We start from the raw sequence: 22,254 nt of genomic DNA on the forward strand, positions 1-22,254 counted from the left end.
TGACTGCAGGATGGGTTGAGCGAAGCGATACCCATGCGGGAATTGGCGATGGGTATCGCGTTGCTCAACCCATCCTACGGGCTGCGCTCCTGTAGGTTGGCGCTGAGCGCAGCGAAGCCCAACAACTGGTTGGCAGCGGCACCGTTGGGCTTCGCAAGCTCAGCGCCAACCTACGAAAGCCGTCACGCAGTCAGATCGCCCTGCAACTGCTCCAGCAATACCTGTATCCGCGCCAGGCGCACGGTGGGGTCGTCCATTTCCAGCAGTACCTGCTTCTGCGCGAGGCCGAACGGCAGCAGGTAGGCCAGTTGGCAGGCGAGGTCCTGCTGGCCCTTCACTTCCCCGCCCATTTCCAGCGAGGCGACCATCGGGTGCAGCGACAGCGCGCCGAGCAGTGTCGCCAGGTCGTCGTGCTCGACGGTCAGGGGTTTCTCCGGCTGATCGTCCAGCCACTCCACTTCGGCCACGGTGAGCTGGTCGGGCTGTACCTGCGCGGAACTCACCCGGAAGCGCCGGCCGCCTTCCACGCGGATGCCGAGCATGCCGTTCGGCCGCTGCTGCCAGTCGCGGATGCGCGCCTCGCAGCCGGTGCGGGCGAACTCGCCCGGTGCGCTGCCGACTTCGTCGCCCTCGACGATGGCCACCACGCCGAAGCCGCTGTCGGTCTTCATGCAGCGGCCGATCATGTCCACATAGCGCGCCTCGAAGATCTGCAGATCGAGCCGGCAACCGGGGAACAGCACGGTGTTGAGGGGGAATAGCGGGAGTGTCATATGGAATCCTCAACCAACCGACGGGCCCTATGCGATGAGTGCTACTGCCAACGGTAGCAGGACGGCTGTAGCCACGCCCATCAGGCTCATCGCCAGCGCGGCGAAGGCGCCGCACTCCTCGCTCTCCTGCAGGGCCCGCGAGGTGCCCACCGCGTGGGCGGTCATGCCCAGCGCCATGCCCTGCGCCGCCGCATGGTGGACGCCGATGCGGCGCAGCAGTTCCGGGCCGAGCATCGCCCCGAGCACCCCGGTGATCAGCACGAACACCGCCGCCAGCGCCGCCACGCCGCCGATCTGGCTGGCCACCAGCATGGCGATCGGCGAGGTCACCGACTTCGGCGCCAGGCTCATCAGCAGCGTGTGTTCGACGCCGAAGGCCCAGGCCAGGCCGAAACCGGCCAGGGTCGCTACCAGCCCCGCGACCACCAGCGTCACCATGGTCGGCCAGAACAACTGGCGAATGCGCTTGAGGTTGAGGAACAGCGGCACCGCCAGCGCCACCGTGGCCGGGCCGAGCAGCACGGTCAGCACGCTCACGCTGACGCTGTATTCCCTGTAATCGATGCCGGCGACCAGCAATAGCGGAATCACCGCCGCCATCGATACCAGCACCGGCTGCAGGAACACCCAGCGCGTCCGCTCGTACGCCGCCAGGGCGAGCTGGTAGGCGCCGAGAGTGATGCCGATGCAGAACAGCGGATGGTGCACGATCGCCTGCCAGGCGCCTTGCCAGTCGAGCATCATGCGTCCTCCTTGTGCCGGCGCTGGCGGTCGATGAGCGTCTGCATCAGCCAGCCGGCGAACAGGAAGGACACCACCAGCGACAGCACCAGTGCGCCGGCCAGCGGCCAGAAGTCGGCGAGCAACTGGCGGCCATAGACCATCACCCCCACCGCCGGCGGCACCAGCAGCAACGGCAGGTAGCGCAGCAGCGACATCGCCGCCTCGTTGATCGGCGCGCCGACTTCGCCACGCACCAGGAGGAAGACGAACAGCAGCACCAGCCCTATGATCGGCCCGGGAATCATGTGCAGAACCAGGACATTCAGACCCGTGCCGAGCAGTTGGAACAGCACCAGCCAGGTCAGGCCGCGTAAAAGCATGGGATACCTCCAGCAAGACGAGCGCGCATTATGCCCAGCCCGCCCATGACTATGGCGCCATATTCGGCTAAAGAATGACTGCATTAGCGGTCATTGACCGCAAATGGCTTCCATGATGATCTAGCGCCCGGCCGCCCGCCGGCTGTACCAGATGAACCCACTCCAATGGAGAAGTTATGCCGTTCGTTCCCGCTAGCACCCTCAAGGATTACATAGGCAAGGATCTGGGCCACTCCGAGTGGATCACCATCGACCAGCAGCGCATCAACCAGTTCGCCGAGTGCACCGAGGACCATCAGTTCATCCATGTCGATCCGGAAAAGGCGAAGCAGACTCCGTTCGGCGGCACCATCGCCCACGGTTTCCTCTCCCTGTCGCTGATCCCGAAACTCTCCGAAGGCCTGCTGGTGCTGCCGGAAAACGCCAGGATGGTCGTCAACTACGGCCTCGACAGCGTGCGTTTCATCCAGCCGGTGCCGGTGAACTCCCGCGTACGCCTGCAGGTCTCGGTGCTCGACGTCACCGAGAAGAACCCCGGCCAGTGGCTGATCAAGTCCCGCTGCACACTGGAAATCGAAGGCCAGGCCAAGCCCGCCTACATCGCCGAATCGCTCAGCCTCAGCTTCGTCTGACCGCTGCGCGCCGCCCGGCCCACGCAAAAAAGCCCGCAGCCGCGGGCTTTTTTGCGTCACACTGAGGCTTCGTCCGTTCGTTGCCGACGCCTGCCATGCCTCATCGTTTCCTCCCGCTGCTCCTCGTCGCCCTGCTGACCGCCTGTGGCGAAGGCGAGCCGCTGACCCCGCCGGACGCCCGCCTGCCGGACGGTGCGCGCTACCGTGGCGAGCTGGTCGACGGCCGCCTGCAGGGCGAAGGCCGGCTGGACTACGACAACGGCGCCTGGTATCGCGGCCAGTTCGACAAGGGCCTGCTCAGCGGCCAGGGCGAATGGCACGGCGCCGACGGCGCGCACTACACCGGCGAGTTCCGCGACGGCCTGTTCGAAGGCAGCGGACGCCTCCAATACAGCGACGGCAGCTTCTACCAGGGCCAGTTCCGCAAGGGCGAATTCGACGGCGAGGGCCGCCTGGAACAGGGCAGCACCCGCTACAGCGGCGGCTTCAGGAAGGGCAACTTCGACGGCCTCGGCGCGCTCCAACTAGCCGACGGCAGCCGCCACCAGGGCGCCTTCTCCCGCGGCGAGGCGAATGGTGAAGGGGTGCGCGACGACGGTCTCGGCAACCGCTTCAGCGGCACCTTCAAGAAGGGCCGGCTGCAGGGCGAAGGCACCTTCCGCGACGACGCCGGCGACCATTACAGCGGCGAGTTCCGCAACGACCAGTTCGACGGCCGCGGACGCTTCGAGAACGCCGACGGCGACGTCTGGCTCGGCCGCTTCCGCGAGGGTGCGCTGAGCGGGCCGGGGGAATTCCTCGGTGCCGACGGCAGCCGCTACAAGGGCCGCTTCTTCAACTGGCAATTCGACGGCGAAGGCACCCTCACCCAGGCGGACGGCCGCGTCTACCAGGGCGGCTTCGTGCGCGGCAAATTCTCCGGCCCGGGCACCCTCAGCCACAACGACGGCCGCATCGAGAAAGGCACCTGGAGCGCCGGGCGGCGCCTGCGCGACGAGAATGGCAAGAGCCTGCCCAACCCGCTGGAAGTCGGCCTGCTCGAACAGGGCGCGCTGCTCGAACGGATGCTCGACGCGATCCCCGCCTCGACGCCGCGCAGCGAGCTGTATGCATTGAGCGTCGGCGGCGACGGCCGGCAGAGCGTGTTCCTGCGCGAGGCCGACTACGTCTCCAACCTGCTCGCCAAGCGTTTCGGTGCGCGCGGCGTGGTGCGCCTGGTCAACCACCGCGACCACCTCGCCGACCGCCCGCTGGCCACCCGCGAAAGCCTGGCCCGCGCGGTGCGCGCCCTGGCCGAACGCAGCGGTCCGGAAGACCTGGTGTTCATCTACCTGACCAGCCACGGCTCCCACGATCACCAGTTCGTCCTCGACGTGCCGGGCATCCGCGTCGACGACCTGCCGGCTAGCGAACTGGCGACGCTGCTGGAGCCTCTCAGGGAGCGCTACAAGGTGCTGGTCATATCGGCCTGCTACAGTGGTGGATTCATCCCCCCGCTGAAGGATGACAAAACCCTGATCATGACCGCCGCACGCAGCGACCGGGTGTCCTTCGGCTGCTCCGAAGAGGCCGATTTCACCTACTTCGGCCGCGCCCTGTTCGCCGAGGCACTGAGCCGCACGGACGACCTGCAGCAGGCCTTCGACCTGGCCAGCGAGGCGGTCGCCCGGCGTGAACAGGAAGAGGATTTCGAGGCCTCGGAGCCCCAGCTGTGGGCGCCTCCGGCCGTTCTCGCGCGCTGGAAGGCGATGCGCGCCGAGCAGGCATTGTCGCCGGTCCAGCCGCATGCGGGCAGCGTGCAGGCGAAACAATAGGCTGACAACTAAGCTCTAACTGTGTGTCAGGAGAGAAACACAGATGCCTTCAACCCCCACTCACGTACTTCTCGCCGGCGCAACCGGACTGACCGGCGAACACCTGCTCGACCGCATGCTCAACGAGCCGACGGTCAAGCGCGTACTGGCACCGGCCCGGCGGCCGCTGGCGGAGCATCCGCGCCTGGAGAACCCCATTGGCACCCTGGAGGTCCTCCTTCCGCACCTGACCCCGCCGATCGACACGGTCTTCTGCTGCCTCGGTACCACGGTCAAGGATGCCGGCTCGGTCGAGGCATTCCTCGCGGTGGACTACGAGGTGCCGGTTTCCCTGGGCAAGCGCGCCCTGGAGCTGGGCGCCCGGCATTACGTGGTGGTCAGCGCCGTGGACGCCGACAGCAAGTCGTCGACCTACTACAACCGGATCAAAGGCGAGATGGAAGATGCGCTGCGCGAACAGGGCTGGCCGCAACTGACCATCGCCCGCCCGTCGCAGTTGCTCGGCCAGCGCGCGGATATCCGCCTCTCCGAACTGCTCGCGGCGCCCCTGCACCGCATCCTGCCGGGCAAGTTGCACGGCATCGAGGCCTGCGCCCTCGCCCGCGCGCTCTGGCGCCTGGCGCTGGAACAGGGCAGCGGCGTGCGCATCGTGGAAGCGGCGGAGCTGAGACGGCTGGGCAAGTGATCCGGCCGGCGGACAATCCTGTCCACCGGCGCTCGCTTCAGAACGCGAACTTCGCTCCCAGCATCCCTTCGTAGCCGTGGCTATCGCCGTCGAAGTCCTGCTGGTAGCCGGCGGAAACGTAGAAGGTGGTGCGTGCGTTGGCCTGGTAGTCCACGCCGATATTCACCTCGCCCCAGCTGCCGCCGATGTCGCCCTTGAAGGGCACGAAGCCATTGGCCGACGAGAACTCGGTCTTCGGCTCGCCCTTGAAGTCGTGCCACACGCTCGGCCGTATCCAGGCGCTGGTGCGCCGGGTCTGACCGTCGCTGCCGACCGTGGCCCAGTCCTTGGCTACCCGCACGCCGAAGCGGGCAATCAGTGAATCGACATCCTCGAAGCGCACCTCGGCGGCGATGTCGTCGCTGTCGTCGAGGTCGATGTAGCTGTAGATCAGCTGCATCTGCGGCTCGACCAGCAGATCCCGCTCGAAGGCGAACGGATAGCCGGCCTCCAGCGAGGCGCTGTAGCCCCAGCCGTCGGTTTCCAGCTTGGAGAGCCGGGTCGGCTGGGCCTCGATATCGAAGCGATTGAGCTGCAGCACGCCATCGACATACCAGCCGCCGGCGCCGAAATGCGTCCAGTATCCGCCGACGCTGTAGGCACGCAGGGTGTCGTCGCCAGCGGCGCGGCCATCAGTGTGGTCGATGCCGCCGTCGATGTTGCCGATGGCCAGCGAGAACCCCGCCTGATTGCGGCTGCCGTCGCTGCCTTCCTGGCGGAAGAGGTCGAGACCGACCTGGAAGCCGTGCAGGTCGTAGTTGTATCCGGGCGAATCGGTGAACGGGCCGCTGCCGCTGTCGCGCTCACCGCTGCGATAGATCAGCCGGCCCCAGCCGAGCGATGGACCGTAGGTGTTTTCCTGTTGCTCCGGCAGGGCCTCGCCTGCCGACCGGCGCTCCTCCCCCACCCGCTCATGCAGGGTGTCGACGATGGCCCGGCTGTAGACCAGCCCCAGCGCCGGAATCGCCGAATACAACGCCGTCTCCTTGCGGAAGTTCGGCACTGGTGGCGCGGGCGGGTCCGGCGGAACGGGCGGAACGGGCGGAACGGGCGGAACGGGCGGTTGTGGCGGAACAGGCGGCTGCGGTGGAACCGGAACCTGGCTGGAACGCAGGAACCAGGCCTCGCCATCGCTGCCGTCGAGACTGCCCCATTGCAGGGTGTACTCGTAGGGGCCGGCGACCACTTCGTTGCCCAGGCTGAAGGCCGTCGCCGCGGTGGTGCCGCCATTCACCGCATCCACCACGAGGATGCCGTTGCCGGTGGTCAGCGCGCCGCGCCCCAGCACGCCGGCCGCGTTCGCCGCATTGCGGATACGCAGCTGGCTGCTGCCGCTGGCCGTGCCGCCGTCGATCACCAGCCTGTCCGAAGGCGAGCCGTCGCCTTCGAGGAAGGTGTTCAGGACGATGGCGCCATCGCCCGTGTAGCTGTTCACCGTGAGGGTCTTGTGCACGCCGCCGACCGGCGCGGCGAAGTCGATCAGGCTGGGGTCGTTGTTCAGGCTGGTCAGCCTGGAATCGCCGGTGAGGTTCCAGACGCTGTCCACCAGGGTCAGGTTCGTCGTGCTGCCGTCCTCGGTGAGCGCCGCGCCGGTCAGGGTGGAGTTGCTGGCGGTCAGGTTGAGGGTGCCATTGCCGGTGACCTGGGTCAGCGCCGCCCCGCCACTCAGCGACGATCCGCCCAGGCTGGCATCGAGGGTGGTGCCGTCGACGCCGATACCGGCGCCCAGCACGGAGCTGAGCGTGCTGTTCTGGACGGTGGCGCTGCTGGCACCCGGATCGAAGAGGGTGGAATGCAGCGCGTTGGCGCCGGCGCCCTGCACCGTGACCGAACTGTCGATCAGGGTGACGAAGTTGGCGCCGCGCACCAGCGCACCGTGCGCGCGCTCGCCGGCGGTGCTGATCGTCACCCCGGTGGCGGTGAGGGAGGCCCCTACACGCGGGGAGACTGCCTCCAGCGCCGTATCTTCCGGACCAGACACATCCGGATGCAGCGCGGCCTCATCCGGCAGAGCGGTGGGATCGGCAATCTGCGCTGCCGGTATGCTGGTCACGAACAATCCCACCGCTGCCTCTCCGCTGGTGGCGATACTGCCGCCATCGAGGGTCAGCTGCGCGCCGTCCTGGGACGTGGCACCCCCGCTGAAAGAACCATGGGTGGTGATGCTGACATCACTCGCCTGCAGCGAGGCTGTGTTGATAGAGACCAGTCCATAGCCGCGCTCCCCGAAGGTGGTCACCGAACCGCCCGTCATCGTCAGAGCGGAAGGCCCGGCCATTACGCCTACTCCGACGGACCGCGCACCGTTGGCTTTGAATCCGGAGGTTTCGATGTCCACATCGCTCGCAACGAGAGCTCCGCCCTTCTTCCCGCTGACCCCGCCTACCGCGAGCAGCCCATCGGCCTTGGAGTCCTGAGTGGTTATGGAACCACCGGTGAAGGCGATGGTGCCGTTCTGCTGGGCGAGTACCGCTGATGCATCGATGCCCTGGGTGGCGATGGTCACATCGTTCAGGACGATGGAGGCAGGCGCATTGGTGCGCACACCGATGGCCCCCTGGCCGTTGGTGTCGATCGCCACGTCGGTCGCGGTGATGCTCGACAGGGTGGTTGCCGATCCGGACGCGTACAGCCCGCGGGAGTCCTTGCCAGTTGCACTGACGGTGCCGCCCTGCAGGATGATCGCGGCACCGCTTTGCGCCAGCACGGCCGCCCGATCGGCCACACCGCCGAGCGTGGCGATGCGGCCGCCGGTATTGTCGAAGCTGCCGGAGGCACCATTTCGAGCCCACAGGCCATGCTCGGAAGCGCTGATAACGCCGGCATTGCTGCCAGCGACGGCGCCGCCGGTGAAGAGCACGCCATGTCGTCCGCTGGTACTGCCGGTCGCCCCCTGGATGAAGGTACCGCCGAGAAGGAAGTTCGCCCCGACGTTGGTGCCCCGCAGTACCCCATCGTTGCGCAGTGTCGCACCCGCGAAGTTCAGCGATACGCCATCGCTGGTGCCGGTGGTACCGCTGACGATGCTGGCACCGGCCATGTTGGTCAGGTTCCAGTTGCGCGTGTTGTTGCCCTGTACGCCATTACCCAATGGGGGAGCCACGGCGGTTCCGCTCACCAGTTGGAAGTCCGTCGCCGTGGAATCGACGTTCTGCAATTGCACCGTGGCGCCACAGTTGACCGTGACGGTCGTGCTCGGAGAGCTGCGGCAGGACAGGTCGACGGCCTGTACCGCCGCGGGCCAGGACACCAGCATGGCGGACCCGGCGAGCAGGCTGCGGATCGCCTGTGCCAGTGGATGCGGTTGCAGTGCGGGACGGCTGGACATGCGGACCTCCTTGGCTGAAAGAGGAAGCCAGCCCGGCGGCGTCCGATGACAGGGTTTCGCCGGGAATGGCTACCTACCCTGCAAGACTGTAGCGGGATATCCCGGATGTCGCCCTGGCTAGTACCCGCCCCACACCTGCAGGCCGATGCCCAGTTCGGCGGCCACCGAGAACGGCAGCAGCAGGGTATCCAGCAGTGCGCTGGCGGGCAGGTCGAGGCCCGGATAAGCCGGCGCCTCGGCGCCGAAGCGGTCCTTCGGACAGCAGCCGCCGTTCAGCGAATACCAGTCCAGCCGGGTGCCCGCGTAGATCAGCGGGGCGCCGGGCTTGTTCGCATCGAGGGTCTTCACCGTGGCGCAGCCGCTCAACATCACCGCCAGTGCGGCGAATCCGTAGGAGCGGGCCATGCCCGCGAAATTCCTGCGCCGTTGCGGGTCGCGGGCATGGCCCGCTCCTACGGGGTGTTCATTCATCGCTGACAATGTGGTGCTCGCCCCAGCGCGGCAGCATGTCCTGCGGAACGCCCAGCAGGTTGAGGATGCGCGCGACGACGAAGTCGACCAGGTCGTCTACCGTCTGCGGCTGGTGGTAGAAGCCCGGCGACGCCGGCAGGATCACCGCGCCGAGGTTGGACAGCCTGAGCATGTTCTCCAGGTGGATGCTGGAGTACGGCGCCTCGCGCGGCACCAGGATCAACTGGCGGCGCTCCTTCAGCGCCACGTCGGCGGCGCGTTCGATCAGGTTGTTGCAGGCGCCGGTGGCAATTGCCGACAGCGTGCCGGTGGAACACGGCACCACCACCATCGCCGCCGGCGCGCCGGAGCCGGAGGCCACCGGGGCCATCCAGTCTTCCTTGCCGTAGACGCGAATCTGCCCCGGCGCGGCGCCGGTGTATTCGCTGAGGAAGGCCTGCATCGCCTGCGGCTTGCCCGGCAGGGTCACGTCGGTCTCGGTGGCCATCACCAGTTGCGCCGCCTTGGAGATCAGGAAGTGCACCTCGCGGTCTTCCTGCACCAGGCAGTCGAGCAGGCGCAGACCGTACTGCGCACCCGAGGCGCCGGTCATGGCCAGCGTGATACGTTCTGCGCCCGCCATGCCTCAGCCCTCCAGCGCCTTGGCCAGCTTGCCGTGCAGGCCGCCGAAACCGCCGTTGCTCATGATCACCACCTGGGTGCCCGGCGCGGCCTGCGCCCTGACCCGCTCGATGATCGCCTCCAGCGAATCGCAGACCTGCGACGGCACCGTGCACAGCGCGGCGGTGGCGGCGAGGTCCCAGCCGAGATTCGGCGGCGCGTACCAGTACACCTGGTCGGCCTGCACCACGCTGTCCGGCAGGCCGTCGCGGTGCGCGCCGAGCTTCATGGAATTGGAGCGCGGCTCGATGATCGCGATCACCGGCGCATCGCCGACGCTTTTGCGCAGGCCGTCGAGGGTGGTGGCGATGGCGGTCGGGTGGTGGGCGAAGTCGTCGTAGATGGTCACGCCGTTCACCTCGGCGACCTTCTCCATGCGCCGCTTCACGCTCTTGAAGCTGGACAGCCCGGCGACGCCCAGTTCCGGCGCCACACCGACATGCCGAGCCGCCGCCAGGCAGGCCAATGCGTTGGCGACGTTGTGCTGGCCGGTCAGCTCCCACTGCACGGTGCCCTGCACCTGGCCGTCGAACGACACCTCGAAGTGCGAGCCGTCGTCCGCCAGCAGGCGCGCCTGCCACTGGCCGCCCGCGCCGGTGGTCTGCACCGGAGTCCAGCAGCCCATGCCGAGCACGCGCTTGAGCGCTTCCTCGCTCTCGGGATGGATGATCAGGCCCTCGCCGGGAATGGTCCGCACCAGATGGTGGAACTGCCGCTCGATGGCGGCGAGGTCGGGGAAGATGTCCGCGTGGTCGAATTCCAGGTTGTTCAGGATCGCCGTGCGCGGGCGGTAGTGGACGAACTTCGAGCGCTTGTCGAAGAAGGCGCTGTCGTACTCGTCGGCCTCGACCACGAAGAACGGCGTGCCGCCGAGGCGCGCGGAGATGCCGAAGTTCTGCGGCACGCCGCCGATCAGGAAGCCCGGGCTCATGCCGGCATGTTCCAGCACCCAGGCCAGCATGCTGCTGGTGGTGGTCTTGCCGTGGGTACCGGCGGCGGCCAGCACCCAGCGGCCCTGCAGCACATGGTCGGCCAGCCATTGCGGGCCGGAGACGTAGGGCAGGCCCTTGTTCAGCACGTACTCGACCGCCGGGTTGCCGCGCGACAGCGCATTGCCGATCACCACCAGGTCCGGCGCCGGCTCCAGGTGCGCGGGGTCGTAGCCCTGCATCAGCTCGATGCCCTGCGCTTCGAGCTGGGTGCTCATGGGCGGGTAGACGTTGGCGTCGGAACCGGTCACCCGGTGGCCGAGTTCCTTGGCCAGCACGGCCAGGGAACCCATGAAGGTGCCGCAGATGCCGAGAACGTGAATGTGCATGCAGACTCCTGCAGGAATGCGTGGAATGGGCGGCAGATTAGCACAGCGCCGCCTGCCGGCGGCGGGGCTGGAGGCATCAGACGACGGCGGCTGGCGAGGGTTCCGTGGGGGCCACGAGCCGCGACGCCGTGCAGGTCGCTCCGCCAGCCGCCCGGCGGATTCTGATCTAGAGTTCCATCATCCCGTGCGCATTCGGGAGGCATGCCGTTTCTTCGCCATACATGCCCTGAACCCGGCCTTTTCAATGCTTTTCCCAGCCAGTCCGGAAATCGCCCGGGGCGATGGCGAACAGCTGCGGCGCGCGTTCCCGGGCGCAGCCCTTGTGGAGGACTTAAGGATGACTTCCCCCCTCACCCTGAACGAACTGCGCAAGCTGGCCGCCGCCGGCACCGTCGATACCGTCCTCGCCTGCATCGTCGACATGCAGGGGCGGCTGATCGGCAAGCGTTTCCAGGTCGAGTTCTTCCTCGATGTGGCCCACGAGGAAACCCACGGCTGCGACTATCTGCTGGCCAACGACATCGACATGGAGCCGGTGCCCGGCTACGCCGCCGCCAGTTGGCGGAAGGGGTACGGCGATTTCGTGTTCAAGCCCGACATGTCCACCCTGCGCCTGGTGCCCTGGGTGGAAGGCGCCGCGCTGGTGCTCTGCGATGTGCAGGACCACCACGGCCATGACCTGCCGCACAGCCCGCGCGGCATCCTCAAGCGGCAGATCGCCCGTCTGGAGGAGCGCGGCTACAAGGGCATGTTCGCCTCGGAGCTGGAGTTCTACGTATTCGACGAAAGCTACGAGTCGATCCACCGGCGCAACTACCACCAGCCGAAGACCGCCAACTACGACATCGAGGACTACGCCATCCTGCAGACCATCCGCGAGGAGCCGGTGATGCGCGCGATCCGCCGCAACCTGCAGGCGGCGGGGATTCCGGTGGAAAACTCGAAGGGCGAATGGGGGCCCGGGCAGGAAGAGATCAACGTGGTCTACGCCGACGCGCTGACCATGGCCGACCGCCACAGCATCATCAAGCACGCCTGCAAGGAAATCGCCATGCAGCACGGCAAGGCGCTGACCTTCATGGCCAAGTGGCGCTACGACCTGGCCGGCTCCAGTTGCCATATCCACAACTCGCTGTGGAGCGTGAAGGGCACCAAGGCGCTGTTCCACGACGCCAGGGCCGAGTTCGGCATGTCCGCGCTGATGCGCCAGTGGGTCGCCGGGCAGCTCAAGTACGCCCGCGACATCAGCTACTTCCTCGCGCCGTACATCAACTCCTACAAGCGCTTCCAGGTCGGCACCTTCGCTCCGACCCGCGCAGTGTGGAGCCGCGACAACCGCACCGCCGGCTTCCGCCTGTGCGGCGAGGGCGGCAAGGCGGTGCGCATCGAATGCCGCATCGGCGGCGCCGACCTCAATCCCTACCTGGCCTACGCCGCGCTGATTGCCGCCGGTCTGGCGGGTATCGACGAGAAGCTGGAACTGGGCAAACCCTATGAAGGAGACGCCTACCAGAACAGCCGCCTGCCGGAAGTGGCCAAGACCCTGCGCGACGCCACCACCGCGCTGAAGGGCTCGAAGATGCTCAAGCAGGCCTTCGGCGACGAAGTGGTCGCCCACTACCTGCACACGGCCAACTGGGAGCAACTGGAATACGACCGGCGCGTCACCGACTGGGAACTGCGCCGGGGCTTCGAGCGGTATTGAGCAAATGATCGACTTCCGGGTCACAATTCGTAGGGCACGCAAGGCCGGAGCACATTGCTCTTCGTAGGAGCCAGCTTGCTGGCGATCCCGGATTTACCGGCAATCGCACGGCAATCGGCTGGCACGGTCGATCGCCAGCAAGCTGGCTCCTACAGGTAATCGACGTAGGGCGGGTGCAACCCGCCAAACAATCGATCGAAGGGGGATACGCATGAGCGACAGCATCATCCGCCTGATTTCCCCGGTCGACGGCAGCACCTATGCCGAGCGGCCGTACAGCGACACCGTCGCCATCGACCACGCCGTGCACGAGGCCGAGCAGGCCCAGCGCGCCTGGCGCCGGCGACCGCTGGAGGAACGCGCGGCGTTCTGCAACGCGGCGGTCGACGCCATGCTGGCGATGAGCGACGAGATCGTCCCCGAACTGGCCTGGCAGATGGGTCGCCCGGTGCGCTACGGCGCCGGCGAGCTGCGCGGCTTTGCCGAACGCGCGCGCTACATGATCGACCTCGCGCCCGCCGTCCTGGCCGACATCGATCCGGGACCGAAGCCCGGCTTCCGCCGCTACGTGCGCCGCGAACCGCTGGGCACCGTGCTGGTCATCGCGCCGTGGAACTACCCCTATCTGACTGCAGTGAACTCGGTGATCCCCGCACTGATGGCCGGCAATGCCGTGCTGCTCAAGCATGCCAGCCAGACCCTGCTGGTCGGCGAGCGCTTCGCCGAGGCGTTCCAGCAGGCAAAACTGCCCGCCGGGCTGTTCCACAACCTGGTGCTCGACCATGAGCAGACGGCGACGCTGATCGGCTCCGGGCGCATCCAGCAGGTCAACTTCACCGGCTCGGTGGCCGGCGGCCAGGCCATGCAGGAGGCCGCCGTCGGCCAGTTCATAGGCCTCGGCCTGGAACTCGGCGGCAAGGACCCGGCCTACGTGCGCGCCGACGCCGACCTCGGCCACGCGGTGGAGAACCTGGTGGACGGCGCCTTCTTCAACTCCGGGCAGAGCTGCTGCGGCATCGAGCGCATCTACGTGGACAAGGCGGTCTACCCGCAATTCATCGAAGCCTTCGCCGCGCTGACCCGCCAGTACGTGCTCGGCAACCCGCTGGACCAGTCCACCACCCTCGGCCCGCTGGTCAACCCGAAGGCCGCCGCCTTCGTCCGCGGCCAGATCGCCGCCGCCGAGGCGCAGGGCGCACGGGCGCTCGTCGACCCGAAGGGCTTCGCCGCCATGCCGCCGGACAGCGCCTACCTGGCGCCGCAGGTGCTGGTCGACGTCGATCACCACATGGCGGTGATGCGCGAGGAAAGCTTCGGCCCGGTGGTCGGCATCATGCCGGTGTGCAGCGAGGAACACGCCATCACCCTGATGAACGACAGCCCCTTCGGCCTCACCGCATCGATCTGGACCCGCGACCTCGCCGCCGCCGAACGCATCGGCGATGCGCTGGCCACCGGCACGGTGTTCATGAACCGCTGCGACTACCTCGACCCGGCGCTGGCCTGGACCGGCGTGAAACACAGCGGCCACGGCGCCACCCTGTCGCCGGTCGGCTACGAATGCCTGACGAGGCCAAAGTCGTTCCATTTGCGTCATGAGTTATGACCGGAGGCTGCCGTTGTAGGAGCGGGCCATGCCCGCGAAAAATTCGTGCCACGCCATATCGCGGGCATGGCCCGCTCCTACGGGAACGGCGGCGTTGGGATTCCCTCACCCCAGCCCTCTCCCGGAGGGAGAGGGGGCAGATCGGCGTCGGGATGAATGCCGTGCCAACCGGCAACACTGAACAGTCCCCTCTCCTTGGGGAGAGGGCTAGGGTGAGGGAGAAGCAGCTGCGCCAATACCACAGAACCAACGGGATGACCCCATGACCAAAACCGCCAACTGGACCTACCCCACCGCCGTCCGCTTCGGTGTCGGGCGCATCAGGGAACTGCCGGAACTGTGCCGCGCCCAGGGCATCCAGCGCCCGCTGCTGGTCACCGACCGCGGGCTGGCCAGCGCGCCGATGACCGCCGACATCCTCGCCTCGCTGCGGGAGGCCGGGTTCGGCGTCGCGCTGTTCAGCGATCTCAAGCCCAACCCGGTGGAAGCCAATCTTGCGGACGGACTCGCGGCCTACCGCGCCGGCCAGCATGACGGCGTGGTCGCCCTCGGCGGCGGCAGCGGACTGGACATGGGCAAGCTGATCGCCTTCATGAGCGGCCAGACGCGCCCGGTGTGGGACTTCGAGGATATCGGCGACTGGTGGACCCGCGCCGACGCCAGCGCCATCGCCCCGGTGATCGCCATCCCCACCACCGCCGGCACCGGCTCGGAAGTCGGCCGCGCCGGCGTGCTGACCGACAACCGCACCCACACCAAGCGGATCATCTTCCACCCGGGCATGATGCCGAAGGTGGTGATCAGCGACCCGGCGCTCACCGTCGGCATGCCGGCGAAGATCACCGCCGGCACCGGCATGGACGCCTTCGCCCACTGCCTGGAAGCCTACTGCGCACCCGGCTTCCACCCGCTGGCCGACGGCATCGCGCTGGAAGGCATGCGCCTGGTGGCCGGCGCGCTGAATCGCGCAGTACATACCCCGGACGACCTCGACGCCCGCGCCGACATGCTCGCCGCCGCCGCCATGGGCGCCACCGCCTTCCAGAAGGGCCTCGGCGGCATGCACGCGCTGTCGCACCCGGTCGGCGCGCTGTACGACACCCACCACGGCATGACCAACGCGGTGTTCATGCCCTATGTGCTGCAGTTCAACCGTCCGGTTATCGAGGACAAGATCGCCCGCGTGGCCGCCTATCTCGGACTGCTGCCGCCGGGGTTCGAGGCGTTCCTCGATTTCGTCCTGGAGCTGCGCGCAGAGATCGGCGTGCCGCATACGCTGGCCGAGCTTGGGGTGGACGATGCGCAGGCGGAGTTGATCGCGAAGATGGCGGTGGTCGATCCGTCCGCCGGGGGCAATCCACGGCCGTTGGACGAGGCGGATGCGGCGGGGATATTTGCGGCGGCGATGGCGGGGAGGATTTGAAAACCGCATGGGTATCGCTTCGCTCAACGCCATCCTACAAAAGCCGACTCCGTAGGATGGCGTTGAGCGAAGCGATACCCATCGATTGAAGGCACAGAAGCCGGACGCTTTTCTGTAGGAGCCAGCTTGCTGGCGATCCCAGAGCCACCGGCAATCATGGAGCAGCCGATTGGCACGGTTGATCGCCAGCAAGCTGGCTCCTACAGGGTTCGTGAACCGTCACACCGCGCGGCTTATCCCATGCCTGCGCAACTTCCGATACAACGTATTCCGGCTGATCCCCAGCTGCTCCGCCACCCGGCTCATGTGCCAGCGCTGGCCTTCCAGCACCGCCAGCAATGCCGTGCGTTCGGCGTTCAGCAGCGGGTCGGCGGCAGGTTTCTGCGCCGTCTGCGGAACGGCCTGGCGAATCTCCGCCGGCAGGTCGCCCAGGCGAATCCGCCCGTCCTCGCACAGCGCCACCAGCGTGCGCAGCACGTTGCGCAGCTGCCGCACGTTGCCCGGCCAGGCATAGGCGAGCAGTTGTCGCCGCGCATCCTCGTCGAGCAGCGGCGGGCGGCCCCTGGACTCCTCGCACAATAGATGGTCGAGCAGATCGGCCTTGTCCTCGCGCTCGCGCAGCGGCGGCAGTTCCAGCACCAGGCCGTTGAGGCGGTAGAAGAGGTCTTCGCGGAAGGTGCCGGCGGCGACCAGTTCCGCCAGGTTGCGGTGGGTGGCGCTGATCAGGCGCAGGTCGACCGCTTGCGCCACGCCGTCGCCCAGCGGCACCACCTGGCGCTCTTCGAGCACGCGCAGCAGGCGGGTCTGCAGGGCCAGCGGCATGTCGCCGATCTCGTCGAGGAACAGGGTCCCGCCGTCGGCCTGCAGCAGCTTGCCGCGCATGCCTTCCTTGCGCGCGCCGGTGAAGCTGCCGCCGCGATAGCCGAACAGTTCGCTCTCGATCAGGCTTTCCGGAATCGCCGCGCAGTTCAGTGCGACGAACGCCTTGCCGGCACGCTCGCCGGCCTGGTGCACAGCCTTGGCCATCGCTTCCTTGCCCGAGCCGGTTTCGCCGTGCAGCAGCAGCGGCACGTCATGGGCATACACCTTCAGCGCCCGGCGGAATTCGTTGGCCAGTTGCGGATCGCCCAGGCACAGCCCCGGCGCCAGCGGTTTCGCCACCGCCACCGGGACCGGCACGCTGCGCGGCTGCCCGCGCAGCAGCGCGTAGACCATCCGCCCGGACTGGGTGCGCAACGGCCAGCTCGCCGCCGGCTGCACCTGGGCGCGCGCCAGCAGGTCGTCGAGGCGGCAGTCGAAGAAGTGTTCCACGGAGCGTCCGACCAGGCTTTCGCGGTTGCGCCCGAGCAGGTTGATCGCGCTCTGGTTGGCCGCCTGGATGCGTCCGTCACCGTCGAAGGCGACCAGGCCCTCGCTGAACAGCCCGACCGACTCCGGCTGCAGATGGAAGCGCAGCAGCCACTGGTCCTCGAAGCGCCGGAGGAAGTAGCAGCTCTCGATGGTCTTGGCCGACAGGTTGACCAGCGCCATGGTGTGGAACTGGCTCTGCCGCGACACCTCGCGGCGCGCGGCGGAGACGTCGAGCACCGCCAGCAGATCGCCGTGCGGGTCGAATACCGGGCTGGCGGAACAGGTGAGGCCGGTGTGGCGGCTGCGGAAGTGTTCGTCCTGGTGGATGGTCAGCGCCTGGCGCTCGACCAGGCAGGTGCCGATGCCGTTGGTGCCCTCGTGCGGCTCGCTCCAGTCGGCGCCGAGCCACAGGCCGGCCTGTTCGAAGGTGCGGCGGTCGGCGGCATCGTTGACGCAGTTGAGGATCACCCCGCGCGAGTCGGTGAGCAGCACCGCGTTGCCGGCGCCGGCGAGCTGCTGGTGCAGGCTGGTCATCTCGCCGTTGGCGATTTCCAGCACCTGCTGCAGGCGCTCGCGGCATTCGAGCATGCGTGCGTGTTCGAGCACGACCGGCGCCCTGCTTTGCGACGGATCGAGACGGTACTGCTCCAGGCAGCGCAGCCAGGAGCGGGCGATGGAGGGATCGGCCGCCGGGCCGCTGGCCTGCAACTGGCCCTGGGCCACGGTCATGACCTGGCGGGCGTGGCGACTCAAGTCGTTCGCGCTCATTGTTCTTGTTCTCCGCAACGTGGTCGGATTTTTCAGGCAAGTTCCGACTCGGTTTCCGCAGCATCCTCCGAGTCCGGATGCATTGCAATGTTCGCCCGACCGTCAGGTCAGGACTGTCACGGAAACGGTACAAACTGTCACCCGGCACTGTCCCAGCCCCGCTACAGCGCCGCCTCCGGGATTTCCCAGAAGTCGGCGGAAGCCAGCAACGGCAAGGCTTTCGCTGGCATGGCCCACCCCTTGCACTAGGCTTGAATACATCAACCGCGTCCTCCCAACAAAGACAAGATCCAGGAGACCACCATGCGTTACGCCCACCCCGGTACCCAAGGCGCCCTCGTTTCCTTCAAGTCCCGCTACGGCAACTACATCGGCGGCGAATTCGTCGCGCCGGTGAAAGGCCAGTACTTCACCAACACCTCGCCGGTGAACGGCCAGCCGATCGCTGAATTTCCCCGCTCCAGCGCCGAGGACATCGACAAGGCCCTGGATGCCGCCCATGCCGCTGCCGACGCATGGGGCCGCACCTCGGTACAGGATCGCTCGAACGTCCTGCTGAAGATCGCCGACCGCATCGAGCAGAACCTGGAACTGCTCGCCATCACCGAAACCTGGGACAACGGCAAGCCGATCCGCGAAACCCTGAACGCCGACATCCCGCTGGCCGCCGACCACTTCCGCTACTTCGCCGGCTGCATCCGCGCCCAGGAAGGCGGCGCCGCCGAGATCAACGAGAACACCGTGGCCTACCACATCCACGAGCCGCTGGGCGTGGTCGGGCAGATCATCCCGTGGAACTTCCCGCTGCTGATGGCCGCGTGGAAACTCGCCCCGGCGCTGGCCGCCGGCAACTGCGTGGTACTCAAGCCGGCCGAGCAGACCCCGCTGGGCATCTGCGTGCTGATGGAAGTGATCGGCGACCTGCTGCCGCCGGGCGTGCTCAATGTCGTCCAGGGCTTCGGCAAGGAAGCCGGCGAGGCGCTGGCCACCAGCAAGCGCATCGCCAAGATCGCCTTCACCGGCTCGACTCCGGTGGGCTCGCACATCCTCGAATGCGCGGCGAAGAACATCATCCCGTCCACCGTCGAGCTGGGCGGCAAGTCGCCGAACATCTACTTCGAAGACATCATGCAGGCCGAGCCGGCGTTCATCGAGAAAGCCGCCGAGGGCCTGGTGCTGGCCTTCTTCAACCAGGGCGAAGTGTGCACCTGCCCGTCCCGCGCGCTGGTGCAGGAATCCATCTATCCGGCGTTCATGGCCGAGGTGATGAAGAAGGTGAAGGCGATCAAGCGTGGCGATCCGCTGGACACCGACACCATGGTCGGCGCCCAGGCCTCCGAGCAGCAGTTCGACAAGATCCTCTCCTACCTGGAAATCGCCCAGCAGGAAGGCGCCGAAGTGCTCGCCGGCGGCAAGGTGGAAAAACTCGATGGCGACCTGGCCACCGGTTACTACATCCAGCCGACCCTGCTGAAGGGCAACAACCGGATGCGCGTGTTCCAGGAGGAAATCTTCGGCCCGGTGGTGGGCGTCACCACCTTCAAGGACGAAGCCGAAGCCCTGGCCATCGCCAACGACACCGAATACGGCCTCGGCGCCGGCGTCTGGACCCGCGACATCAACCGCGCCTACCGCATGGGCCGCGGCATCAAGGCCGGCCGCGTGTGGACCAACTGCTACCACCTGTACCCGGCGCACGCCGCCTTCGGTGGCTACAAGAAGTCCGGCGTCGGCCGCGAAACCCACAAGATGATGCTCGACCACTACCAGCAGACCAAGAACCTGCTGGTCAGCTACGACATCAATCCGCTGGGCTTCTTCTAAGCCCCGGCAAGTCTCCCCCAGCTCTCTCCTGCGCGGCCTCCGGGCCGCGTTTTTTTGCCCTGAGCCCGTAGGGCGGGTGCAACCCGCCACGCCGCCGCCACATTGGCGGGTTGCACCCGCCCTACACGCTCTGCACCGGTCGTCACCCTGCGATTCCCTACCCCGGCACAGCGCTAGACTGGAGCCCCGGTACGCACGCGCGAGCCTCATCGCCTTGCCATGCGCCCTCTCCCACAACGGAGGACATGCCATGGACGAAGCCAAACTCAACGAATTCATGGGCCGTCTGGTCAGCGACATGGGCGGCGCGGCCATGCTCGCCAGCGTGCTGCTCGGCGACGAGCTGGGCCTGTACAAGGCCATGGCCGACAACCAGCCAGTCACTCCCGATGAACTGGCCGAACGCACCGGCTGCAATCCCCGGCTGCTGCGCGAATGGCTGAGTGCGCAGGCCGCTTCCGGCTATCTCGAACATGCCGACGGACGCTTCCGCCTGCCGGAAGAACAGGCCCTGGCGCTGGCCGTGGAGGACTCCCCGGTGTACGTGGCCGGCGGCGCGAGCGTGCTGGCCGCGCTGTACCAGGACAAGGACAAGCTGGTCGCCGCCATGCGCGGTGACGGCGCGCTGCCCTGGGGCGATCACCATCCCTGCCTGTTCCGTGGTACCGAGCGTTTCTTCCGCCCCGGCTATCGCGCGCATCTGGTGGAGGAATGGCTGCCCGCGCTGGATGGCGTGGTCGACAAGCTGCGCAGCGGCGCGCGGGTGGCCGACATCGGCTGCGGCCATGGCGCGTCCACGGTGATCATGGCCGAGGCCTTCCCGGCTTCGCAGTTCTTCGGCTTCGACTACCACGCGCCCTCGGTGGAAACCGCCAGCCGGCGCGCCCACGAGGCCGGTGTCGACGAACGCGCGCAGTTCGCCCAGGCCAGCGCCAAGGACTATCCCGGCGAGTACGACCTGATCTGCTTCTTCGACTGCCTGCACGACATGGGCGACCCGGTGGGCGCGGCACGCCACGCCGGCCAGCGCCTGGCAGCGGACGGCAGCGTGCTGCTGGTCGAGCCCTACGCCGGGGACAGCCTGGAGGACAACCTGACGCCGGTGGGCCGGCTGTTCTATGCCGCCTCGACCTTCATCTGCACGCCCAACTCGCTGTCCCAGGAAGTCGGCCTCGGCCTCGGCGCCCAGGCGGGCGAGGCGCGTTTGCGGAAGGTGTTCGAGGAAGCCGGCTTCACCCGCTTCCGGAGGGCGGCGGAAACGCCGTTCAACCTGATCCTCGAAGCGCGGCGGTGAGGTGAAGGCGAAACGAAGCTGCCGTAGGTTGGGCTGAGGTACGAAGCCCAACGATTTCGCTTCGATGCGCCCCCTCACCCCAGCCCTCTCCCGGAGGGAGAGGGGGCACCATGGCGGAACGCGGAGCTCCGAGCTTCCCGGCAACTTCGAACAATCCCCTCTCCCTCCGGGAGAGGGCTGGGGTGAGGGAATACCAGCGACGTCCTATCGCCCCTCGCTACGCCACTGCCTCGGGCTGACGCCGAACCAGCGGCGGAAGGCGCGGGAGAAGGCGCTGGTCTCGGAATAGCCGAGCAGCAGCGCCAGTTCGGAAACAGCCCTGCCCGGCTGGCGCAGGTAGTGCAGCGCCAGTTCGCGGCGGGTGTTCTCGACCAGTTGGCTGAAGCTCAGCCCGGCTTCGCGCAGGCGGCGCTGCAGGCCGGCCGGGGTCAGTTCCATACGTTCGGCGATCACTTCCAGCGCCGGCTCTCCTTCGGCCAGCGCCAGGCGAATCTGCGTGCCGGCATCCTCCAGCAAATCCGGGCGATTGTTCTGCTCGCCGAGGCGGCGGATCACGTCCTGCACCAGGAACAGCAGGTTGGCGTCGCGCTCAGGCATCGGCCGGTCGCGGATGTCGGCCTTGGGCACCAGCAGCGAGTTACACGGGCGCTCGAACAGCAACGGCGCGTCGAACACCCTGGCGTGCTCCTGCCAGCCTTCCGGTCGCGCATGTTCGAAGCCCACCGCGCGCGGCGCCCAGTCGCGGCCGAGCACGTGGCGCAGCAGGTTGACCGCCATGCCCATGGTCAGCTCGGCGTCCTGCCGGCGGTCGAGGATCGCGCCGTGGCGCACCTGGTAGTCGAAGCGATAGCACTCGCCGCAGTCCACCAGGCGGATCAGCGTGTTGTGCTGGTGATAGGGGAAGGCGGCGACGAAGTTCTTCAGCGCTGCTTCCAGATTTTCCGAACAGAGCCCGACGTAGCCCAGCAGGCCGAGCTCCTGCGGGCGGAACTGCTGGCCGTAGCGCAAACCGAAGTTGTCGCAGCCGGACTGCCGCGCCGCCTCTTCCAGCACCTCGCAGTAACTGGTCAGCGCCAGGCTGAGGGTCGGATGGCGCAGGCGCTCGGGATCGACGCCGGCGCTGCCGAGCACGCGGTCGAGGTCACCACCCTGGGCGGTGATGAAGCCATCCAACCCGCTGGCGGCGGCGGACAGTACACCGAGGTTGCTCGCCAGCGGCGCGCCGGGGGTGGCACAGGAAAACAGGGACGGAGTCATGGTGGGCACGCTCGTCGTTATGGGTTGTGAATCGCACGTCGGAAAAGAACGCAGCAAACTCCGTGCCGCGCCCGCGCGATGACTCCGCACGGCACGCGCGCCGCCACTCACGGCCATGAGAATCAGCCCCGTAGAAGAATGGCCCCGCCCCATCCTGGGGCATTGTGTAACACCCCGACACAAGTTGACCGCAGGCGCCGCACG

Annotated in this window: 17 protein-coding genes; 8 read left to right on the forward strand and 9 right to left on the reverse strand. The window is 67.5% G+C overall.

Annotation, left to right across the window (positions count from 1 at the left end):
* Positions 1 to 182: 182 nt before the first annotated feature.
* Genes JFY56_RS16540 through JFY56_RS16550 form a run of 3 tightly spaced genes read right to left on the reverse strand, consistent with a single transcriptional unit; the run spans position 183 to position 1,876 of the window.
* The gene (locus JFY56_RS16540) at positions 183 to 773 is read right to left on the reverse strand and encodes an LON peptidase substrate-binding domain-containing protein (protein WP_208314977.1); all 591 of its coding nucleotides are present in this window, start codon (positions 771 to 773) and stop codon (positions 183 to 185) included.
* A gap of 27 nt (positions 774 to 800) precedes the next feature.
* The gene (locus tag JFY56_RS16545; RefSeq protein WP_208314979.1) at positions 801 to 1,517 is read right to left on the reverse strand and encodes an LrgB family protein; all 717 of its coding nucleotides are present in this window, start codon (positions 1,515 to 1,517) and stop codon (positions 801 to 803) included.
* Positions 1,514 to 1,876 carry a CidA/LrgA family protein gene (locus JFY56_RS16550; RefSeq protein ID WP_208314981.1) on the reverse strand — a complete coding sequence of 121 codons (363 nt, stop codon included), beginning with the start codon at positions 1,874 to 1,876 and terminating at the stop codon, positions 1,514 to 1,516. The genes JFY56_RS16545 and JFY56_RS16550 overlap by 4 nt, the downstream gene beginning before the upstream one ends.
* A gap of 176 nt (positions 1,877 to 2,052) precedes the next feature.
* Here JFY56_RS16550 and JFY56_RS16555 point away from each other — a divergent pair, with 176 nt between their 5' ends.
* The 3 genes from JFY56_RS16555 to JFY56_RS16565 all read left to right on the forward strand — a co-directional run bounded on the left by JFY56_RS16555 (position 2,053) and on the right by JFY56_RS16565 (position 5,007).
* Positions 2,053 to 2,508: a MaoC family dehydratase gene (locus tag JFY56_RS16555; RefSeq protein ID WP_208314983.1), complete on the forward strand. Its 456-nt coding sequence runs from the start codon at positions 2,053 to 2,055 to the stop codon at positions 2,506 to 2,508.
* Between the two features lie 95 nt (positions 2,509 to 2,603).
* Positions 2,604 to 4,322 (forward strand): C13 family peptidase, encoded by a 1,719-nt coding sequence (locus JFY56_RS16560; protein ID WP_208314985.1) that lies wholly within the window; start codon positions 2,604 to 2,606, stop codon positions 4,320 to 4,322.
* Between the two features lie 43 nt (positions 4,323 to 4,365).
* Positions 4,366 to 5,007, forward strand: coding sequence for a Rossmann-fold NAD(P)-binding domain-containing protein (locus tag JFY56_RS16565; RefSeq protein WP_208314987.1), 642 nt, complete (start codon positions 4,366 to 4,368; stop codon positions 5,005 to 5,007).
* A gap of 37 nt (positions 5,008 to 5,044) precedes the next feature.
* Here JFY56_RS16565 and JFY56_RS16570 read toward each other — a convergent pair whose 3' ends face one another.
* From JFY56_RS16570 to mpl, 4 genes are all read right to left on the reverse strand, one after another.
* Complete coding sequence (locus tag JFY56_RS16570; protein WP_208314989.1) at positions 5,045 to 8,374, reverse strand: autotransporter family protein; 3,330 nt, start codon at positions 8,372 to 8,374, stop codon at positions 5,045 to 5,047.
* Positions 8,375 to 8,491: 117 nt separating this feature from the next.
* Positions 8,492 to 8,779 (reverse strand): YceK/YidQ family lipoprotein, encoded by a 288-nt coding sequence (locus JFY56_RS16575; protein ID WP_208314991.1) that lies wholly within the window; start codon positions 8,777 to 8,779, stop codon positions 8,492 to 8,494.
* A gap of 58 nt (positions 8,780 to 8,837) precedes the next feature.
* The gene (gene ubiX / locus JFY56_RS16580) at positions 8,838 to 9,467 is read right to left on the reverse strand and encodes a flavin prenyltransferase UbiX (protein ID WP_208314995.1); all 630 of its coding nucleotides are present in this window, start codon (positions 9,465 to 9,467) and stop codon (positions 8,838 to 8,840) included.
* 3 nt (positions 9,468 to 9,470) lie between these two features.
* Positions 9,471 to 10,823, reverse strand: coding sequence for a UDP-N-acetylmuramate:L-alanyl-gamma-D-glutamyl-meso-diaminopimelate ligase (mpl, locus tag JFY56_RS16585; protein ID WP_208314997.1), 1,353 nt, complete (start codon positions 10,821 to 10,823; stop codon positions 9,471 to 9,473).
* A 337-nt stretch (positions 10,824 to 11,160) separates the two neighbouring features.
* Here mpl and JFY56_RS16590 point away from each other — a divergent pair, with 337 nt between their 5' ends.
* The 3 genes from JFY56_RS16590 to JFY56_RS16600 all read left to right on the forward strand — a co-directional run bounded on the left by JFY56_RS16590 (position 11,161) and on the right by JFY56_RS16600 (position 15,557).
* On the forward strand, positions 11,161 to 12,528 hold the full coding sequence (locus tag JFY56_RS16590; RefSeq protein WP_208314999.1) for a glutamine synthetase family protein: 1,368 nt from the start codon (positions 11,161 to 11,163) through the stop codon (positions 12,526 to 12,528).
* 211 nt (positions 12,529 to 12,739) lie between these two features.
* A complete protein-coding gene (locus JFY56_RS16595) occupies positions 12,740 to 14,134 on the forward strand; it encodes an aldehyde dehydrogenase family protein (protein ID WP_208315001.1) in 1,395 nt (464 codons plus the stop codon).
* Between the two features lie 262 nt (positions 14,135 to 14,396).
* Positions 14,397 to 15,557, forward strand: a complete 1,161-nt coding sequence (locus JFY56_RS16600) for an iron-containing alcohol dehydrogenase (RefSeq protein ID WP_208315004.1) — start codon at positions 14,397 to 14,399, stop codon at positions 15,555 to 15,557.
* Positions 15,558 to 15,776: 219 nt separating this feature from the next.
* Here JFY56_RS16600 and JFY56_RS16605 read toward each other — a convergent pair whose 3' ends face one another.
* Positions 15,777 to 17,675 (reverse strand): sigma-54-dependent Fis family transcriptional regulator, encoded by a 1,899-nt coding sequence (locus tag JFY56_RS16605; RefSeq protein WP_208315005.1) that lies wholly within the window; start codon positions 17,673 to 17,675, stop codon positions 15,777 to 15,779.
* Between the two features lie 303 nt (positions 17,676 to 17,978).
* Between JFY56_RS16605 and exaC the strand changes: the two genes are divergently transcribed.
* Both exaC and JFY56_RS16615 read left to right on the forward strand, forming a co-directional pair.
* Positions 17,979 to 19,499 carry an acetaldehyde dehydrogenase ExaC gene (gene exaC, locus JFY56_RS16610; protein WP_208315008.1) on the forward strand — a complete coding sequence of 507 codons (1,521 nt, stop codon included), beginning with the start codon at positions 17,979 to 17,981 and terminating at the stop codon, positions 19,497 to 19,499.
* Between the two features lie 250 nt (positions 19,500 to 19,749).
* Positions 19,750 to 20,793, forward strand: a complete 1,044-nt coding sequence (locus JFY56_RS16615) for a class I SAM-dependent methyltransferase (RefSeq protein WP_208315010.1) — start codon at positions 19,750 to 19,752, stop codon at positions 20,791 to 20,793.
* Positions 20,794 to 20,997: 204 nt separating this feature from the next.
* Here JFY56_RS16615 and qhpR read toward each other — a convergent pair whose 3' ends face one another.
* Positions 20,998 to 22,050, reverse strand: coding sequence for an AraC-like transcriptional regulator QhpR (qhpR, locus tag JFY56_RS16620; RefSeq protein WP_208315012.1), 1,053 nt, complete (start codon positions 22,048 to 22,050; stop codon positions 20,998 to 21,000).
* Positions 22,051 to 22,254: the final 204 nt, after the last annotated feature.

The sequence above is a fragment of the Pseudomonas schmalbachii genome, assembly GCF_017589465.1.
Classification (GTDB): domain Bacteria; phylum Pseudomonadota; class Gammaproteobacteria; order Pseudomonadales; family Pseudomonadaceae; genus Pseudomonas; species Pseudomonas schmalbachii.

Bases quoted from the DNA above. Each gene is read 5' to 3' on its own strand.
- JFY56_RS16540 (WP_208314977.1), bottom strand. From the start codon at position 773: ATGACACTCCCGCTATTCCCCCTCAACACCGTGCTGTTCCCCGGTTGC.
- JFY56_RS16545 (WP_208314979.1), bottom strand. From the start codon at position 1,517: ATGATGCTCGACTGGCAAGGCGCCTGGCAGGCGATCGTGCACCATCCG.
- JFY56_RS16550 (WP_208314981.1), bottom strand. From the start codon at position 1,876: ATGCTTTTACGCGGCCTGACCTGGCTGGTGCTGTTCCAACTGCTCGGC.
- JFY56_RS16555 (WP_208314983.1), top strand. From the start codon at position 2,053: ATGCCGTTCGTTCCCGCTAGCACCCTCAAGGATTACATAGGCAAGGAT.
- JFY56_RS16560 (WP_208314985.1), top strand. From the start codon at position 2,604: ATGCCTCATCGTTTCCTCCCGCTGCTCCTCGTCGCCCTGCTGACCGCC.
- JFY56_RS16565 (WP_208314987.1), top strand. From the start codon at position 4,366: ATGCCTTCAACCCCCACTCACGTACTTCTCGCCGGCGCAACCGGACTG.
- JFY56_RS16570 (WP_208314989.1), bottom strand. From the start codon at position 8,374: ATGTCCAGCCGTCCCGCACTGCAACCGCATCCACTGGCACAGGCGATC.
- JFY56_RS16575 (WP_208314991.1), bottom strand. From the start codon at position 8,779: ATGGCCCGCTCCTACGGATTCGCCGCACTGGCGGTGATGTTGAGCGGC.
- ubiX (WP_208314995.1), bottom strand. From the start codon at position 9,467: ATGGCGGGCGCAGAACGTATCACGCTGGCCATGACCGGCGCCTCGGGT.
- mpl (WP_208314997.1), bottom strand. From the start codon at position 10,823: ATGCACATTCACGTTCTCGGCATCTGCGGCACCTTCATGGGTTCCCTG.
- JFY56_RS16590 (WP_208314999.1), top strand. From the start codon at position 11,161: ATGACTTCCCCCCTCACCCTGAACGAACTGCGCAAGCTGGCCGCCGCC.
- JFY56_RS16595 (WP_208315001.1), top strand. From the start codon at position 12,740: ATGAGCGACAGCATCATCCGCCTGATTTCCCCGGTCGACGGCAGCACC.
- JFY56_RS16600 (WP_208315004.1), top strand. From the start codon at position 14,397: ATGACCAAAACCGCCAACTGGACCTACCCCACCGCCGTCCGCTTCGGT.
- JFY56_RS16605 (WP_208315005.1), bottom strand. From the start codon at position 17,675: ATGAGCGCGAACGACTTGAGTCGCCACGCCCGCCAGGTCATGACCGTG.
- exaC (WP_208315008.1), top strand. From the start codon at position 17,979: ATGCGTTACGCCCACCCCGGTACCCAAGGCGCCCTCGTTTCCTTCAAG.
- JFY56_RS16615 (WP_208315010.1), top strand. From the start codon at position 19,750: ATGGACGAAGCCAAACTCAACGAATTCATGGGCCGTCTGGTCAGCGAC.
- qhpR (WP_208315012.1), bottom strand. From the start codon at position 22,050: ATGACTCCGTCCCTGTTTTCCTGTGCCACCCCCGGCGCGCCGCTGGCG.